This is a genomic window from Fulvivirga sp. AWR4_260 (genome assembly GCF_056158185.1).
The window spans coordinates 1,001,919-1,019,339 of record NZ_JBSWSU010000001.1; the positions used below are offsets into that span (position 1 = coordinate 1,001,919).

A 17,421-nucleotide genomic window follows, 5' to 3' on the forward strand; every position below is an offset into this window, starting at 1 on the left:
CTATAAAATTACACCTCTACGTGCTGTAATTTACTATTTAACATTCTTTGAATTTCCGACTTGCAACTACCGCAGCCAAGTCCGGCACCCGTTGCTTGACAGACTGAACTCAAGTCCTGACACCCCTGTTCTATGGCCGACTCCAAATTTCCAGATCCTACATTATTACAAGAACAAACAAGTTTTCCTTTTATGGGGTTAGTGGTCTTTCCTGATCTTAGTAATTGGAGGCGCTTATCAGAAAGTTCCGTTTTGTTTTCTATCAGTTGCTTAAAGTCCGCAAACTCATTCTTATCACCCATCAAAATGGCGCCAACAAGTTTATCTTGATGGATAATACATTTTTTATAATACAATTGAGACCTATCCATAAAAATGATTTCATCATAATTTTTACCATTGACCGGTATTTCCGGAAGGCCAATGGAGCACAGGTCCAGGTTCGAAAATTTCAAGATATTCATGATGGTAGAACCAGAATAGGCTGCACAGGGATCTCCAAGTAAAAACTTTGCACAGCAATCTGCCTGCTCCTCAGCAGCAGCGGTAGTGCCATTAGTTTTCTTTTCATACTCGGCAATTTCACCGATTGCAAAAATTTCAGGATCAGAGGTCTGCATATTTTCATTTACTTTTATGCCTCTAGAGCAAGTTAATCCTGCCATGGCTGCCAGCTCTATGTTTGGTCTAGTACCCACAGCATAGATTACACTTTTGAACCTTGCCGAACGACCACTTCTAAAAACTGCTTCCAGCTCATTGTCTGATTTTTGGTATAGGTTAATGACCTGATCGTTAGTAACTACTTGTGCACCCAGCTCCTCTACATACTGCCTTAGTAAGGTACTTGCCATGGCGTCCAACTGCCGCTCCATCAACCTCGAACTAAGCTGTACAATAGTAACCTCCATGTCCATTTCTCTCAAAGACGCCACCATTTCTAGCCCCAAAAGGCCGCCTCCTATAACCAATACGTGATCATGAGGTGATAGAAAACTCTTGAGATCATCAGCATTTTTTCTTTCCCTCATAGTAAAAACGCCCGGTAAATGAAGTGGTGCTCCCGGAGGTACAAAAGCCTTGCTACCAGTAGCTAAAATAAGTTGATCATAATGATGTATTTCACCTTTTTCATCGGTTATTGTTTTTTTTGTACGATCAAGAGACACTACACCATTGGATAAATGTATGTAAACATTTAAGGATCTAAGCTCAGCATCCTGATACTTCATCAGGTCCTTCCATTCTTTTATATCATTTATATATTCCGGAAGCAATACTCGATTGTAAAAAGGCCATTTTTCCTTTGAGAACACATGAATTTCATCATTTTGATTTACTTCCCTGTAGGTTTGAATGAACCTGTAAGCCGCTGTACCGGCACCAATAATGATAATTTTCGAAACTGGTTTAACATACTTAGTAACTTCAACTGCAGAATACTTAAAACCAGGCTGCTTAGACCTTGGATCGATGGTGTCATTGGTGAGATTGTTAGCTCTGCCCTTATCACTACCGAGTAATTTGCCCCAATGCATAGGCAGAAATACTACACCTTTTTTTATAGAGGAAGTGACTTTTACTGTAACACGAACATCTCCTCTATCACCAATCACATTTACAGGGTCACCATCCCTAAGGTCTCTTACGGAAGCATCATCTGGGTGCATTTCTAAAAAGGGTTTAGGAATGTGCTTTTTCAACTTATTGACTTTTCCTGTACGGGTCATAGTATGCCATTGATCCCGTATTCTACCTGTTGTAAGAATCAAAGGCCTGTCAGTAGTTAGAGGTTCAGGTTTAAGACCAAGACCAGAAATGTGAATTTTTGCTTTCTGATTATGTGTATAGAATATCTTATCTTCAAACAGCCTCGGAGTACCTTCATGTTGCTTATGGGGCACCGGCCACTGCATACTTTTTTCCTTAAGAATATTATAGTTAAGCCCAGAGATATCTATTTTGGTGCCCTTCGTGAGTGCACAATGTTCCAGATAAATATCTTCAGTAGAATCATAGTCAAATCCTCTATAATTCATTGCCTGTGCAAATTTCATTAGGATTTCTACATCTGGCAACGCTTCTCCCGGGGGTGAAATTACTTGGGGTAAATAGCTAACTCTTCGTTCAGAATTAGTCATGGTGCCTTCCTTCTCCAGCCATGAGGCAGCTGGTAGTAAAAGGTCGGCATAATTAGCAGTATCACTGGAGGATGAAATATCCTGAACCACAACAAATTTGGCTTGCGAAAGAGCTTCATCTACTAATCGAGCATTCGGCATGCTTACCGAGGGGTTAGTGCATATTATCCAGATGGCTTTCATTTCACCTGATTTCAAAGCCTCGAACATTTCAGTAGCTGTTTTACCCGGCTGAGCATTGATAGACTCTACTCCCCAAAAATCAGCCACCTCTCTTCTATGATCATCATTAGCCAAGTCTCGGTGAGCCGCTAACAAATTGGCCATACCACCTACCTCTCTACCACCCATGGCATTTGGCTGGCCTGTCAACGACAAAGGACCAGCACCAGGCTTGCCAATTTGGCCTGTAACAAGGTGCAGATTAAGCAAAGCCAAATTTTTATTCACCCCTTCCGTACTTTGGTTTAAGCCCATTGCCCACATACTGATAAAAGCTTTAGACTGGCCTATCGTTCTGGCAGCGAGCAAAATATCATCCACAGAAATCTGACAAATAGCAGCTGCTTCCTTTACTGAAATGCTCATCACCTGCTTATGCAGCAATTCATAACCATCTGTATAACTAGCAATAAAATCTTCATTGATATATCCATTTTCAATAAGAACCCGAGCTATCGCATGAAGTAGCACCTCATCAGTGCCTGGCATAATTTGCAAGTGCTGATCAGCCATGCTGCACGTGTCAGTACTGCGCGGATCGACCACAATAATCTTTACATGTGGATTATTCTCTTTATGTTTTAAAACTCTTTGAAACAAAATAGGGTGACACCAAGCCGGGTTCGCTCCAGAAATAAAGAAACAATCGGCCAGCTCAATGTCGTCATAAGAAAGTGGCACTGAGTCTTCGCCCAAAGCCAACTTATATGCTACTACTGCAGAACTCATACAAAGTCTGCTATTAGTATCAATATTGTTAGTGCCTAAAAACCCTTTGGTTAACTTATTAACCAAATAATACTCTTCTGTGAGGCATTGTCCCGAAACATAAAACCCAACTGAATCAGGTCCGTGCTTTGCAATTAAAGTATTAAATACTGCCGCGGCACGCGACATAGCATCTTCCCAGCTTACCCTGGTCATGGGGTGACTTTTACTGCCTCGCATTTGAGGGTAAAGCAACCTGTCAGATTTATCCATTACGGTATAATGCAAATTCATACCCTTAGAGCAAAGCTTGCCCTTATTTACAGGATAGTCTTCATCACCTTGCAGCTGAATAATACCTTTCTGGTCTACTGTCAGTTTTATACCACAGCCAACACCACAGTAAGAACAGGTGCTTTTATACGTATTTTGTTTTTTGACCATAACAGCTGAGAAGTTTTATTCTTATTAAGAAGCCTGGAGAATAGGCTCCCCTTGTGAAATTCTTTCTCTTTCTTCTTTCACCGCAGCTTCTGTCTCAGGCGAGAAACGCACTATGAAAGTAAAGAAGCTGATACAAGAAACTATAATTCCTAAAATCATGAAAGAATCCGTCCATTCGAGTCCAGTAAGCTGTTTTTTGAATAAAAACATACCTGCAACAGCACCTGCATTACCTCCGGCACCTACTATTCCAGAAATAGCTCCCAGTGCTTTTCTATTAATAAAAGGCACTACACTATAAGTGGCACCTTCACTCATTTGCACAAAAAGACTAAAGGCTATTAAGGAAGCAATAATAGTAGGTATAGTACCCATTCTTGAAAATAATACTAACGCCATACCTTCAAATAATAAAGCAAAGAATAGCCACCTTACCCTGCCAGATAAACCTGAACTCTTACCAAAGAAATCGCCAATAATACCTCCCAAAGACCTAGCAAAGAGGTTCATCAAACCAAAAAGACCGGCTATAAGACCTGCTGTGGCCATATCCATTTTAAAATAATCAAAGAAATACAATGCAGCTTTAGAGTTGACTATAAGCTCTACACCAAAGCAGGCACCATAAATTACAAACAGCACCCATACTCTATAATCCTTACAGGCCTCTAAAAATGCGCTCCCGGCATTGTCCTTCTCAGATTGCTCAGCTTTTAAATCGTTGTAATTTCCTGTGGGAGTATCCTGAGTGAATTTATAATACAATATTCCCATAATGAATAATAATACCCCTGGAGCCACCATGGCATACCTCCACGCCAGAGTTTCAGAACCCACTACCGCTAATACAGCAGCAAACACTATTGGCATAATCTGCTGAGTTACTCCTCCACCAAGGTTTCCCCAGCCCGCAGTGGTAGCATTAGCAGTTCCAACTATATTAGAAGCGAACATAACCGAAGTATGAAACTGAGTGATAACGAAAGACGCTCCAATGGCACCAATAAACATTCTGAAAAGCAGAAACTGTTCATAATTTTGGGAAAGACCGATAGTCATTACAGGTATAGAGCCCAGAATCAATAGCCATGTATAGGTAATACGCGGACCAATTTTATCACATAACCAACCGATAATTAACCTCATAAATACAGTAGATGCTACTGCCACCATGTTTGTTGTCACGATCTGATCAGTAGTAATACCCAAGTCTTCTCTTACTATTTGTAGCATAGGAGCTATACCGAACCACCCGAAAAAGCAAAGAAAGAATGCCATCCAGGAAAAGTGAAATGCGCGCATTTGTGGTGAGCTTATGCTCCACAATTTAATTTTGGTTGCTTGTCCATTTTCTAATGTTTTCATATCAGTCTTGATTAAGTAGGTTATTTTTATGGAAGAATTCAGTGTTTAAAGACAGTTGTACCCAGGCCCAGTTATTGATCCTGTCTGCCGAACCGCTTTTATACATTTCAAAATTATCTGAGGCAAATAGCTGAGAGTACCCAACTTTTAAGTTGAGCTCAGCACCAATATTACGATCATATATCAAGTCTACCTCTGTGCCCAAATAGCCTTCAGATGTAAGGCCTGTATCACTGACCTTATCGGTAAACTTTTGATTAGCTGCGAAATAATGTAGGTGAGATATTAACTTAGATTTTTCTCCGGTGGGAAAGGCTGTTTTAAAATAATAATCATTTAAACCCATGGTAGGTTGCTCACCTACGTAAAAGAAGTCCATGAAACCATAAAATTTATGATTAGTTCCAAAAGGCTGCTTCCAATTCTCATCCTTCCCTGTATTTTCTTTGTCCCCAGAGACTACATCAGCACCTGCGGTTAAAGGCATTTTTCCAAGCTTATAAGTTCCTTCCAGAGAAAATAAAGAACCGGCCACCTTTTTACCTTTAAATTTTCCCAGCTGCACATAACCAGAAGCATTAATAGAAAAATTATCTGACAAAATAATTTTGGGTATCAAGCCAAAGGTTCCATAAGAATAATAGGTTCCTGGAGTAGTTTCGGTAACAATATTAGCCCCTACAATGGAGTATTTTAGAAATTTGCCCCCACCGTCTATCCATAGGTATTGCAAGCTTTTAGCATTAGCCTCCCCTGTGTTTACTGCTGCACTAATATCATTGGTAAACCCTACCTGATTCCAGGTAGCACCTGCATCAATTTTAATATGTGAAGTCCTCCACTTTCCTACCAGTGCATCATGAGCACGGCCAGAAGCAGCCCAGTCTAGAGCCCCAAGAAATCTCTGATCTCCATAAGAAATAGGTTGACGACCAAACTGTAAAGTAAAAGACTTGGAAAACTTATAACCAGCCCAGGCTTCAAAGACTGAAATCATACCTTCAGAAGAGTTTTCAGCGTATTGGCCCCAAAAATTGATATATTGTGGAGTGAAATGAACGATTACGTTGTCCTTCTCAAACTGAAAAGCTAAACGAGTACGTTGCTGAATCGTAAGTCCGGGTTGACTATTTTCTGGAGCAAGGGCCGAATTTGTGCCATTATACAATTCGGCTCTGGGGCGTACTTGTCCTGATATTGAAAATTGTGCATATGAAGATATGCTCAACATCATGAATAAGGTAAGGTTGACTAAGTGCCTCATGATTTCGCAAGTTAATTACTTAAATATTTTAAGTAAAAATACGTAATATAAAATCACAAAGTCAATCTTTTCTACGTAATAATTTACGTAATCTAAAAAACTACGTAGAAATATAGAATAAAAATGAATTTATTCTATCTCAGCTGGCTTTTTAACATTGGTTCATTTTCAATTTTACGTAGAAGATCAGAAATACTGTTTACTTCTAACTTCTTCATTATATTAAACCTGTGAGTTTCTACAGTTCGTATACTTTTCTCTAATTGATCGGCAATGTCCTTATTGGAAACGCCCGCATATATCATTTGTAGAATTTGATGCTCTCTCTTGGTAAGGCCATAATCTTTTCCTTGATCAAGGGGTTTTATTTCTTTATTTACAGCACCTTTTTTCGCAGATAAATAATTATTAACCAAAATATTTGAAATATCAGCGCTGAAATATTTTTGCCCGTCATATACGGTGTGTATGGCTTTTACAAATTCTTCCTTTCCCGAATCTTTTAGCAAATAGCCATCTGCGCCACAGTCAATAGACCTGGTGATATACTCTTCATCATCGTGCATAGAAAGCACTAAGACAGAAATGGCAGGGAAGGAGGTTTTTATAGCCTTGGTAGCTTCTATACCATTGAGCACCGGCATACGTATATCCATTATGACTAAATCTGGTTGGATTTCAGATAGCAACTTCACCGCCTCCTCACCATCAGAAGCCTCTGCCACTACATCTATATCAGATTCACTTTCCAATAACATCTTTATTCCTTTCCTGACAATCTCATGATCATCCGCGAGCATTATATTTATCATATACTTTATTTATTCGAGGGGAAGTTTTACAGTAATTTCAGTTCCTTCGCCATTTTTTGAATTTAAGTCAAAAGTGGCATTTACAAAAGCAGCTCTTTCTTTCATATTAAAAATACCATGACCTGCTTTTTTAAAATGGCCAGAATGAACAAGATTCTCGTAATTAAAGCCTTTGCCATTGTCTTCTATCCTAATCACCAATTGATACAAATTGTGCTCAAAACTGACAGTTATATTTTTTGCCTTTGCATATTTAATAGCGTTATTGACAGCCTCTTGCACTATTCGATACAGGTTACTTTCAATATGGGCTTCTAACCGGTTAACAAAATTGGTTTTATTAATGAAAATAATTTCAGGTACAGAAATATTATTAACTTCTGAGCAAAACTTTTTTACAGCCGGTACTATACCAAAATCAGCTAAGCTGGTAGGGGTAAGGTTAAATGATATCCGTCTTACTTCCTGTATAATGCTTTTCATTAGAGATTTGGTATCTCGCAATCTCTTTTTGGTATGAATAGAGTCTGTGGGTGTGATCGATTCAATACTTAGTTTTAAAGCAGTAAGCATTTGACCAATACCATCATGCATTTCACGCCCTAATCTTCTTCGTTCTTCTTCCTGACCTTCAAGTATAAGTACCGAGCGGTATTGCTGTTCCTTTACTTTTTTCTCTATCTTTTCTCTATTGATCTCTCGAGATCTAATCTTGGCCTCACGAAGCTCTGTTACGTTTCGCCCAATTATCTTAAACTCTTGTTTCACTCCAAAACTAACAGGTATAATAGAGGTTTCAAGCCAGCAAAAATCACCTTCAAAATCAATTAATTTGAGCTCTCCGTTCCATGAATGTCCTTCATTTATTAGAGAAAATAAATCGTTAATAAACTGCTCATTAAAATCATTAGCTTGTAATAAACCTTGTAATGAAGTGGGGAAAGCCGCAGTCTCTTCAACCAATAATTTCAGAAATATTGGTGCAACTGTTTTAAATTTTCCTGAGGAATATATAGTAGCATAAACCTGCTGTGGCTCACTCTCAGTATTTACTGACTCTAGCTCTTGATATGACCTTACAAGTTCTTCGTACAACCTACTCATTTCCTCTGCCATAGACACAGATTTAGCCTCAGAATCAACAAGTTCTTTTAAAGTAAGTCTTACATTTCTGGCTAGTGGTTTGAATATAAAAAAGAACTCTAAAAGAATGATAGAAAGCGAAAGAATAAGTAAACCTATCTCTATATTTTTGAGTTGAATAACTTTTGATTCGGCATATTTATCGTAAGCAAAAACGATGTCATCCATACCAGAAAGAAATGGCTCTTCATGTTCTAAAGTTGCTTTAATCTCTGGGGATATATCGGTATTGGGATGAGTTCTTAATTTTGATAAAATAGCCTTGGAATTATCAACCATTGCCTGATAATGTGGGTAAATCTGCTCATACATTTGCAAAATCTCTTCAGATTTTGTGCCCGGAACATCCATCGTATCATCTCCATGGAGCAATGCATTATGAGACCTAATCCATAGGTTTAGGGTAGTATCTAACTCAACAAGGTATTTTCTCTGTATAGTGGACGAGTCCATAGCTCCAAGTTGAAGCACTACCTTGCTAATTTTTTGGCTGAGCATACGCTGCCGACCCGCTACGTTTATGGTTCGTGCATCATTCTGCTGTTTCCCCATAAAGGTTTGAATTACAACCTGGCTAAATATAATACTTGCCGCTATTGCCGAAAGTGCCAGAATATAAAACCTGCCAAGTTTATCAAATTTTAATAATCGGACCATAGTTTACCATCAGACACTTAATTAGGCACCTAATTTAAACTAAAATTATTGAGTACGAAAAATTACGTAACAGATTACGCCTTAAAACCTACGTAAACAATATCATTCTCAACTTTTACAGGGTAGGTAGCTAACGAGCAGAGGTTGTCATTTAGATTTTCACCAGTTTTCAACGAAAAAGTCTTTTTATGGTATGGACACGCCACTTTTGGCATTTCTCCTTGCGTTCCAATCATACCTCTCGATAAGATCATCTGATGTTTATGTGGACACAAGTTTTGCACCGCATACCATTCCGCTCTGTGCGTAAAATTATAAATGGCAATTTGTAATCCTTTATACAAAATGCACCCTCCGCCATTAATAGGAAAACTGCTTATAGGAGCTGCTTCAATCCATACTTTCACCTCCTCGCGCCCTACAGACTCATAAACGGCATCTACTTCAACTATTGATTCATTATTTTTCATAACCCAATGCTTAATTGATAATTTATGACCATTCAACCGGTTTTTTTTGTCCTCTTACTTCAGTGAAATTTTGATTAGGATCATGACTTTCTGAATTCATAAAATGACTAAACTTAGCTTGTAAGTGCTCATTTTCCACTACTTCCTTCCACTCACAGCTATAAGTATCAACCATGTAACTCATATCCTTCTCAAGTTCCTCCCCAATGCCTAGGCAATCATTAACCACAACATCATATAAATAATCCAAACCGCCATCAAGCTTGTTTAACCAAGTGGCTGTTCTGTTTAGCGGCTCTGCCGTACGGATGTAGAACATAAGAAACCTATCTAAGTATTTGACGCATGCATCTTTATCTATGTCTCCTATCAATAGCTGAGCATGTTGAGGGTTGGCTCCTCCATTTCCACATACATACAAATTCCATCCTTTTTCGGTGGCAATTATGCCAAAATCCTTGCTTTGAGCCTCGGCACATTCTCTTCTACAGCCCGAAACACCCCCCTTAAGTTTATGAGGAGACCTTAAGCCTCGGTACCTATTTTCTACTTCTATGGCAAAAGAAACGGAATCATGTAAGCCATACCTACACCATGAAGAGCCTACACAACTCTTAACTGTTCTTAAAGATTTGCCGTATGCATGACCGCTTTCAAAACCTGCTTCTACTAGCTCTTTCCAAATTTTTGGCAGATCATTTAAGCGCGCACCAAACAAATCAATGCGTTGCCCGCCTGTAATTTTAGTGTACAAACCATACTTCTGAGCCACCTGCCCCAGTATGATTAACTTTTCAGGAGTAATTTCTCCACCTGCCACTCGAGGCACTACTGAGTAAGATCCGCCTTTTTGGATATTAGCCAAATAACGGTCATTAGTATCCTGAATAGTATCTTGTTTTACAATAAGGTCATTGAATATACTGGCTAGTATGGAAGCTATCGCTGGCTTGCACACTTCACACCCACTACCTGTACCGAACTCATTTAGAAGTTCATTATATGTTTTTATTTCCTTTACTTTTGCCAAATCAAACAGCTCTTGTCGGGTGTAGTCAAAATGTTCGCAAATAACATTTCGTACCCTTTTGCCTTGAGACTTTAGTGTGCTTTGTAGAATATCATTAACCATTGGAGTACAGGCACCGCAGCCAGTACCAGCTTTAGAGCAACTTTTAACCTGAGATAACTCTTCCAATGAATTATTTTTGATGGCAGTTACTATATCTGCTTTAGTCACATTTTCACACGAGCAGATCTGAGCTTCATCTGGCAAACTCCCCATCATGTCATTAGTACTTGCACCACCTCTTGAACCTAAGATAAGGTCTTCGGGATCTGGAGGTAATACCATGCCATTTTGCATCATTTGCATTAAGAAATTATAGTCAGAGCTGTCACCAACCAGTATTCCCCCAAGCAATTCCTTACCATCTGTAGAAACATTTATTCGCTTATAAATTCCTTTCTTATCATTAACATAAGTTATAGCCGTACCCTTCTTTTCCAAATCAAGCGCATTACCAAAACTGGCCACTTCAATGCCTATCAACTTTAATTTGGTTGACATATCGCAACCATTAAAAACTTTATTTTCTTCTTGCAACAGCTGGTCAACCACTACGTCAGCCATTTCATAACCTGGAGCTACCAAGCCATAAATGAACCCATCGTATAGTGCTACTTCTCCAACAGCATAAATATTAGGATCCGATGTTTGAAGCATTTCATTAACAATCACTCCGCCTCGAGTGCCCGTTTCTAGACCACACTCCTTCGCCAGCTCATCTCTAGGCACTATACCGCAAGAAATTACCAGCATATCAGCATTCAAAGTTTTACCATCCTGAAAAACAAAAGTTTCTGGCTTATCAGCTCCTTCGATACTTCTCGTATTTTTATTCAGATGAATTTGCAATCCAAGAGATTCCAAAGATGCTTTGAGCATATCAGAGCCTGCCTGATCTAGCTGTCGGGGCATTAACCTATCTGCAAATTCTATTACATGTGTTAGAAGGTTAAGATCTAGCAGAGCCTTGGCAGCCTCCAAGCCTAGCAGGCCGCCACCAAGTACTGCGGCACTCTCAGCAGAATTCGCATACTCCATAATATTTTCAAGATCCTCAATGGTTCTATAAACAAACACGCCACTTCTATCTACCCCTTCGATAGGTGGCACTAATGGCTTCGATCCTGTTGCCAATATCAGATAATCGTAATTTTCTGTGTGTCCTTTATGGGTAGTAATAAATTTCTTATTTCTATCAATACCTGTAACCAACTCGCCCGTTCTTAGCTCAATGTGATGGGCGCTATACCAATCTTTTGGAGCCATGAGCAATGCATCGGCCGACTGCTCTGAGAAAAATTCACTGAGATGAACACGATCATAAGCCGGCAAAAATTCTTCACCAAAAACCACAACTCTAAATCGACTAGCCTCAGCCTTGTCCCTCAGCTTTTCACAAAACTTATAGCCAACCATACCATTACCTATTACAACTATCTTTTTCATAACGGATGTATAATTACTCAACAACTTACGTAATATTACGTAAATAATACTTAATTAAGCAAACATATCTACGTATATTTACGATAAGATTAAAAATTAAGAGCGTCATTTTCATCCGATCAAATGCCAATCGCACAGAAAGGATAACATTAAGACACTAGAGAAAAACCTTAAAAACACATGAGTTATTTGCCAAAGACCACGAATGAAAAGGATCTATGAGCATTATTGAGGATGACACTTGTAGTAATGAGAAAAAAGTACTTTCTTCCCTTCGAAATATCTACAAAGAAATTTAATCTTTGCACGTTGCCCCGATAGGGGAGGACATGAAATGCCAAATTGAACATTAAAGAAAACACAACAACTCTGTGACTATAAATGATTCTCGTCTAATTCACGTTATCAACGAAATTGATAACACCAATCAGCAAGACCCTACGGTAGAGGTGGTTGACGGGCAAAATTTCGCAAAGGAATATCTTTACTCTCTTCGCATGACAGAGACGTTACAAAAGTATATAGCCACTCCAAAAGCAACGTTAGAAATAGCAGCACGGGGGCAGCATATAAAAAGATGGGCTATTCCAAGGTCTGACTTTCCTATGGACAGAAAAGGGTATCTGCTCTGGAGAACTAAAGCAAAACAAATGCACAGTGAAATACTTGGAGAGCTTATGCAAAAGCATGGCTATGAATCATCAGAAATTCAAGAAGTCTCGGAACTGATTTTGAAAAAAGGATTAAAATCCAACCCTGATGTACAGGTATTAGAAGATGTGATTTGTCTCGTGTTTTTAAAGCATTATTTTAAGGCATTCGCTAAAGGGCATGAAGAAGAAAAAGTGGTTAGCATCTTAAGAAAAACCTGGGGTAAAATGTCTGAAAAAGGTCATGAAGCAGCTCTAACTATACCCTTTGATGAAGAAGAAAGTAAATATATTCATGCAGCTTTAAATGCAGAGTAATAAAGCTATTTAAGTACAAATGCCATGTAATCAGAAACGAGTTGAATGGTTTCTGATTGCTTTTCATACATACCCATGTGACCAACATTGGTCAATACAGAAAACATCGCTTTGGGCGTCATCTCCGCCATCTCTTTTGATTTATCTAAAGGTACTGCTGTATCTTGATCCCCAGCTATAATTAGAACGGGGTATTGAGCTTGTCTCAAAACATCGAGGCTATCGTGGCGGTCACGCATTGCTTTAGTATACTGAATTAAAGTATTCTGCTTAGTGGCTGAAGCCATTGCAATAGTCCTGTCTATAAAATGCTGATTAACAGATCTGTTTTTAACGTAGAATAGCTGAGAAATAAATGATTCGGCAAAAACTTTAACGCCTTTTCTCTCCACAAAATCAATGGTTTTGTTCCTGCTGTCTTTACGATTTTCATCATCTTGAAAAGCTGAAGAATGAAATAACCCCAAACCAGTAACACACTCTGGATAATACTTAGCAATGGAAAGAGCGACATATCCACCCAAGCTATGCCCTACAAAAACAGCTTTATCTACACCAATAGCCTTTAACCAGTCCATTACATACTCAGCTACCTCATCGATGGTAAAATCTCCCTCGGGAAGTTTACTATCTCCAAAGCCGGGCAGATCAGGCACTAATACACGATATTCTTTACTTAATGGAGCAATGAAATCATCCCAAAGGGCTTTAGACTCACAAAAACCATGAAGCAGCACAAGAGGAAAACCTTTGCCTGCATCGCTATACGCTAATTTTGCGGCCATTATTCTGCGTATGCCTTTTCAGAAATCTCTATAACGGCCTTTTCAATGCCTTCTACATCAAAGCCGCATTCTTTGTGTAGCTGTTGTTGCTCGCCATGTTCTACAATGGTATCAGCAATTCCTAGTCTCTTCACAGTACACTGATAACCATGGTCACTCATAAACTCTAACACGGCAGATCCAAAACCTCCCATTAAGCAACCATCTTCTACAGTAATTACTTTAGTATAGTTTTTGAAAATCTCATGAAGCATATTTTCATCTAGCGGCTTTACAAAACGCATATCATAATGTGCCGGATTCAAACCTCCTTTAGCCAAATTAGCACAAGCTTCCACAGCGTAGTTACCAATATGACCAATAGTAAGTATGGCTACTTCTTCACCATCTTTTATTTTACGGCCAGTACCTACTTTCACTTCTTCCATAGGTGTCTTCCATTCTGGCATTACGCCCTGGCCACGCGGATAACGAATGGTAAATGCTTTTCCTTCTCTTGGCAATTGAGAAGTATACATTAAATTTCTTAACTCAGCTTCATTCATTGGCGAAGCTATGATCATGTTAGGAATGTTACGCATATAAGCGATATCGTATAATCCATGATGCGTTGGCCCATCAGCACCAACAAGCCCTGCTCTATCTAAACAGAAATTCACAGGCAGATCCTGAATGCACACATCATGAATAACCTGATCATATGCTCTCTGCATAAATGAGCTATAGATATTACAGAATGGGATAAGCCCTTGTGTGGCTAAGCCTGCAGAAAAAGTAACTGCATGCTGCTCTGCTATACCTACATCAAAAGCCCTTTCGGGCATAGCTTTCATCATAATGTTTAATGACGAGCCAGAAGGCATAGCAGGGGTTATCCCCATTATTTTTTCGTTTTTCTCCGCTAACTCCACTAAAGTATTACCAAATACATCTTGGTATTTCGGTGGTTGCGGAGCGTCATATTCCTTTTTACGGATTTCCCCGGTTACTTTATCAAATTTACCTGGTGCATGCCAAGTAGTTTTATTTCCCTTTTCAGCCGGAGCATAGCCTTTACCTTTCATGGTAATACAATGCAAAATCTTAGGTCCTTTTATATCCTTAAGATCTTCCATCACACTCACCAAGTGGTTGATGTCGTGCCCGTCTACTGGTCCAAAGTATCTTAAGTTCAAAGACTCGAACATATTACTTTGGCTAAGCAGGAATGATTTTACACTGTTCTCTACTTTAGAAAGAATTTCTCTGGCATTTGGCCCAAATTTGCTAACCTTGCCAAGAATCTTCCACACATCATCTTTCATTTTATTGTAAGTATGAGATGTGGTTATATCTGTCAAATAATCTTTAAGCGCCCCTACGTTAGGGTCTATTGACATGCAGTTATCGTTGAGTACGATAAGTAAATTAGAATTTGAAACACCGGCATGATTCATACCTTCAAAAGCCAAACCGCCAGTCATGGCTCCGTCACCAATAACAGCAATGTGTTGCCTGTCTTTTTCGCCTTTATATTTTGAACCAACCGCCATGCCTACCGCGGCAGAAATAGAAGTACTACTGTGTCCTACTCCAAAGGCATCATATTCACTTTCTTTTCTTTTAGGAAAACCAGAAAGCCCATTATAAATTCTGTTAGTATGAAAATCATCACGTCTGCCTGTTAATATTTTATGGCCATAAGCTTGATGTCCTACATCCCAGACCAGTTGATCATCAGGCGTATTAAAAACATAATGTAAGGCTACTGTTAGCTCAACCACTCCGAGGCTGGCACCAAAATGCCCACCATAAACAGAAACATTATCAATAATAAAATGTCTTAATTCGTCACAAAGCTGTACCAGTTGAGTCTGATCTAATTTTTTCAAATCATCAGGGCTATCAATGGTAGCTAGTAGTTTTCCTGGCTCAATTAACATCGGCAAAAAATGGATTTGTTATTCATAAACAACAACTGAAGGTAACTGTTTTATAAACCTCTTGCAAACCGTGCAGCGATTCTTAATCAGTAATTTACAAAATTACATTTTTTTTTACACAAGGATACGATTTCGAGCTTTAAGTAATATCTTTGGAGTGCTTCGCGCAATAAAACAGAGGATAGAATATCGTGAGTTTCGAAATTAAATTACCCCTTTTTGAAGGCCCTTTTGACCTGCTTCTCTTCTTCATAGAAAGAGATGAATTAGATATTCATGACATTCCTATTTCTGGCATTACTAATGATTTCCTTGATTATTTGCATCGGCTAGAGCAGATGAACATAGAAGTGGCCAGCGAATTTATTTTGGTTGCTGCTACGCTGATGCGTATTAAATCAAAAATGCTTTTGCCAAGACCTGTTTTGGACGAAGAGGGGAATGAAATTGACCCTCGTGAAGAACTGGTAAAGCACCTCTTAGAATACAAAAAATATAAATCTGTACTAGAGCAACTGAAAGAAATGGAAGAAGCTCAAATTAGTAAAGAAAAGAGAGGAAATGTATTAAAAGAAATTAAATCGCTCTCAGAAACAGTAAATGTAGAATCTGAATTACAAGATTTGGACCTTTATAGATTATTAAAGGTTTTTCAAAGAGTGATGGAGCGATACGAAATAGAGCAAAACAAGCCAAAACACGAAGTTATACAATACCCCTATACCATTACAGGGCAAAAACAACATATCTTAACCTTACTAAAGGACACTCCAAAAATTGCTTTTTCTAAACTTATAGAAGAGACTCCTGTTAAAATTGCGGTAATATTTAATTTTTTATCTGTTCTGGAATTACTGCAGCTCAACATTATTACTATGTACATAGGAGAGGGGTTTAATAATTTCTGGATTGAAAAACTAGAGGAAGTCGCTACGGAGTAAATGAATCTTGACACTAAGAAAATACTAAAAACACTCAACCCTAACAAAATTTGGGTCCCTGCTGTAATAAGCATTGGTTTTGTTGTTTATAAAATCCTATCTGACGACACCTTTACTCCTCAAAAGCTAAACCTCATTTTCGAAGCTCGGATAATACCTGTTATTCTAGCATTTTTTGTGCTATTCTTAAAAGATGCAGCGTATATCTACAGGATTAGAACTTTAACTAATGAAGAGCTAAGCTGGAAAAACAGCGTATACGTTATTATACTCTGGGAATTTGCATCGGCAGTTACACCAAGTGTGGTAGGAGGCACGGCCGTAGCCGTTTTCATCTTACTTAAAGAAGGCATAAACCTAGGTAAGTCATTGGCTTATGTAATGCTTACTGCCATACTAGATAACTTGTTTTTTGTAATATTTGCCCCGGTAGCTCTACTTCTTATCGGCACCGATCATTTCCCTGATTTCGAAGGCACAATAAAAGGATTATTTATTACCAGCTATTCGCTAATAGCCATATACACATTTGTAATGGCATTTGCATTGTTTTATAGACCTCGCGTATTTAAGTGGATATTGATTAAGGTTACTTCCATTAAATTTCTCAGAAAATGGAGATATGCCGCATATCAGCACGGCAATGAAGTTATGTGGGCTTCAACCCTACTTAATGGTAAAAAGAAACGCTATTGGATAAAAATTATCCTGTCCACTATAGTGGCTTGGCTAGCAAGATATGCCATACTTAACTGCATTATTGAGGCCTATACTAGTGGACTAACCTTTGCAGATCACCTATTAATACTGGGTAAGCATCTAATATTATGGATTGTAATGCTGGTATCACCTACTCCTGGAGGATCAGGTTTGGCTGAAGAATTCTTCATCAAACTATTTGACGGGTACTTGGTAGAATTCACCTTAGGTACTACACTTTTCTGGAGGTTGATAACATATTACCCTTACTTATTAGGGGGAGCTGCAGTACTTCCTCGCTGGATAAAGAAAGTTTTCTTTACTAAAGAAGAAAAAAAGCTTTACCAAAGTTAATTTTTCCGCAC

The 17,421-nt window shown here is 38.6% G+C and carries 12 protein-coding genes; 3 read left to right on the forward strand and 9 right to left on the reverse strand.

The features are described 5' to 3' along the window. Window positions 1-8: 8 nt before the first annotated feature. From ACXACQ_RS04275 to nirB, 7 genes are all read right to left on the reverse strand, one after another. Complete coding sequence (locus ACXACQ_RS04275) at window positions 9-3,515, reverse strand: molybdopterin-dependent oxidoreductase (RefSeq protein WP_474974689.1); 3,507 nt, start codon at window positions 3,513-3,515, stop codon at window positions 9-11. Between the two features lie 24 nt (window positions 3,516-3,539). Continuing rightward, the gene (locus ACXACQ_RS04280) at window positions 3,540-4,880 is read right to left on the reverse strand and encodes a NarK family nitrate/nitrite MFS transporter (RefSeq protein ID WP_474974690.1); all 1,341 of its coding nucleotides are present in this window, start codon (window positions 4,878-4,880) and stop codon (window positions 3,540-3,542) included. Between the two features lies 1 nt (window position 4,881). Further along, window positions 4,882-6,144 carry an alginate export family protein gene (locus ACXACQ_RS04285; RefSeq protein ID WP_474974691.1) on the reverse strand — a complete coding sequence of 421 codons (1,263 nt, stop codon included), beginning with the start codon at window positions 6,142-6,144 and terminating at the stop codon, window positions 4,882-4,884. A gap of 134 nt (window positions 6,145-6,278) precedes the next feature. Continuing rightward, the gene (locus tag ACXACQ_RS04290; protein WP_474974692.1) at window positions 6,279-6,956 is read right to left on the reverse strand and encodes a response regulator transcription factor; all 678 of its coding nucleotides are present in this window, start codon (window positions 6,954-6,956) and stop codon (window positions 6,279-6,281) included. Window positions 6,957-6,965: 9 nt separating this feature from the next. Beyond that, entirely contained in the window at window positions 6,966-8,756 is a 1,791-nt protein-coding gene (locus tag ACXACQ_RS04295) for an ATP-binding protein (RefSeq protein WP_474974693.1), read from the reverse strand. A gap of 74 nt (window positions 8,757-8,830) precedes the next feature. Then, window positions 8,831-9,226: a nitrite reductase small subunit NirD gene (gene nirD, locus ACXACQ_RS04300; protein ID WP_474974694.1), complete on the reverse strand. Its 396-nt coding sequence runs from the start codon at window positions 9,224-9,226 to the stop codon at window positions 8,831-8,833. A gap of 22 nt (window positions 9,227-9,248) precedes the next feature. Further along, window positions 9,249-11,741 carry a nitrite reductase large subunit NirB gene (gene nirB, locus ACXACQ_RS04305; RefSeq protein ID WP_474974695.1) on the reverse strand — a complete coding sequence of 831 codons (2,493 nt, stop codon included), beginning with the start codon at window positions 11,739-11,741 and terminating at the stop codon, window positions 9,249-9,251. Window positions 11,742-12,112: 371 nt separating this feature from the next. Here nirB and ACXACQ_RS04310 point away from each other — a divergent pair, with 371 nt between their 5' ends. Continuing rightward, window positions 12,113-12,709 (forward strand): DUF4202 domain-containing protein, encoded by a 597-nt coding sequence (locus tag ACXACQ_RS04310; RefSeq protein WP_474974696.1) that lies wholly within the window; start codon window positions 12,113-12,115, stop codon window positions 12,707-12,709. A gap of 5 nt (window positions 12,710-12,714) precedes the next feature. Here the strand turns inward: ACXACQ_RS04310 and ACXACQ_RS04315 are convergent, their stop codons facing one another. Together ACXACQ_RS04315 and dxs are read right to left on the reverse strand one after the other, a co-directional pair. Next, on the reverse strand, window positions 12,715-13,494 hold the full coding sequence (locus ACXACQ_RS04315) for an alpha/beta fold hydrolase (RefSeq protein WP_474974697.1): 780 nt from the start codon (window positions 13,492-13,494) through the stop codon (window positions 12,715-12,717). Beyond that, on the reverse strand, window positions 13,494-15,416 hold the full coding sequence (gene dxs / locus ACXACQ_RS04320) for a 1-deoxy-D-xylulose-5-phosphate synthase (RefSeq protein WP_474974698.1): 1,923 nt from the start codon (window positions 15,414-15,416) through the stop codon (window positions 13,494-13,496). The genes ACXACQ_RS04315 and dxs overlap by 1 nt, the downstream gene beginning before the upstream one ends. A gap of 191 nt (window positions 15,417-15,607) precedes the next feature. On the opposite strand from dxs, the gene ACXACQ_RS04325 reads away from it, so the two are divergent. Together ACXACQ_RS04325 and ACXACQ_RS04330 are read left to right on the forward strand one after the other, a co-directional pair. Further along, window positions 15,608-16,357 carry a segregation and condensation protein A gene (locus tag ACXACQ_RS04325; RefSeq protein ID WP_474974699.1) on the forward strand — a complete coding sequence of 250 codons (750 nt, stop codon included), beginning with the start codon at window positions 15,608-15,610 and terminating at the stop codon, window positions 16,355-16,357. Next, window positions 16,358-17,410, forward strand: coding sequence for a lysylphosphatidylglycerol synthase transmembrane domain-containing protein (locus ACXACQ_RS04330; RefSeq protein ID WP_474974700.1), 1,053 nt, complete (start codon window positions 16,358-16,360; stop codon window positions 17,408-17,410). Window positions 17,411-17,421: the final 11 nt, after the last annotated feature.

Bases quoted from the DNA above. Each gene is read 5' to 3' on its own strand.
- ACXACQ_RS04280 (WP_474974690.1), bottom strand. From the start codon at position 4,880: ATGAAAACATTAGAAAATGGACAAGCAACCAAAATTAAATTGTGGAGC.
- ACXACQ_RS04330 (WP_474974700.1), top strand. From the start codon at position 16,358: ATGAATCTTGACACTAAGAAAATACTAAAAACACTCAACCCTAACAAA.
- nirB (WP_474974695.1), bottom strand. From the start codon at position 11,741: ATGAAAAAGATAGTTGTAATAGGTAATGGTATGGTTGGCTATAAGTTT.
- ACXACQ_RS04295 (WP_474974693.1), bottom strand. From the start codon at position 8,756: ATGGTCCGATTATTAAAATTTGATAAACTTGGCAGGTTTTATATTCTG.
- nirD (WP_474974694.1), bottom strand. From the start codon at position 9,226: ATGAAAAATAATGAATCAATAGTTGAAGTAGATGCCGTTTATGAGTCT.
- ACXACQ_RS04290 (WP_474974692.1), bottom strand. From the start codon at position 6,956: ATGATAAATATAATGCTCGCGGATGATCATGAGATTGTCAGGAAAGGA.
- ACXACQ_RS04285 (WP_474974691.1), bottom strand. From the start codon at position 6,144: ATGAGGCACTTAGTCAACCTTACCTTATTCATGATGTTGAGCATATCT.
- dxs (WP_474974698.1), bottom strand. From the start codon at position 15,416: ATGTTAATTGAGCCAGGAAAACTACTAGCTACCATTGATAGCCCTGAT.
- ACXACQ_RS04315 (WP_474974697.1), bottom strand. From the start codon at position 13,494: ATGGCCGCAAAATTAGCGTATAGCGATGCAGGCAAAGGTTTTCCTCTT.
- ACXACQ_RS04275 (WP_474974689.1), bottom strand. From the start codon at position 3,515: ATGGTCAAAAAACAAAATACGTATAAAAGCACCTGTTCTTACTGTGGT.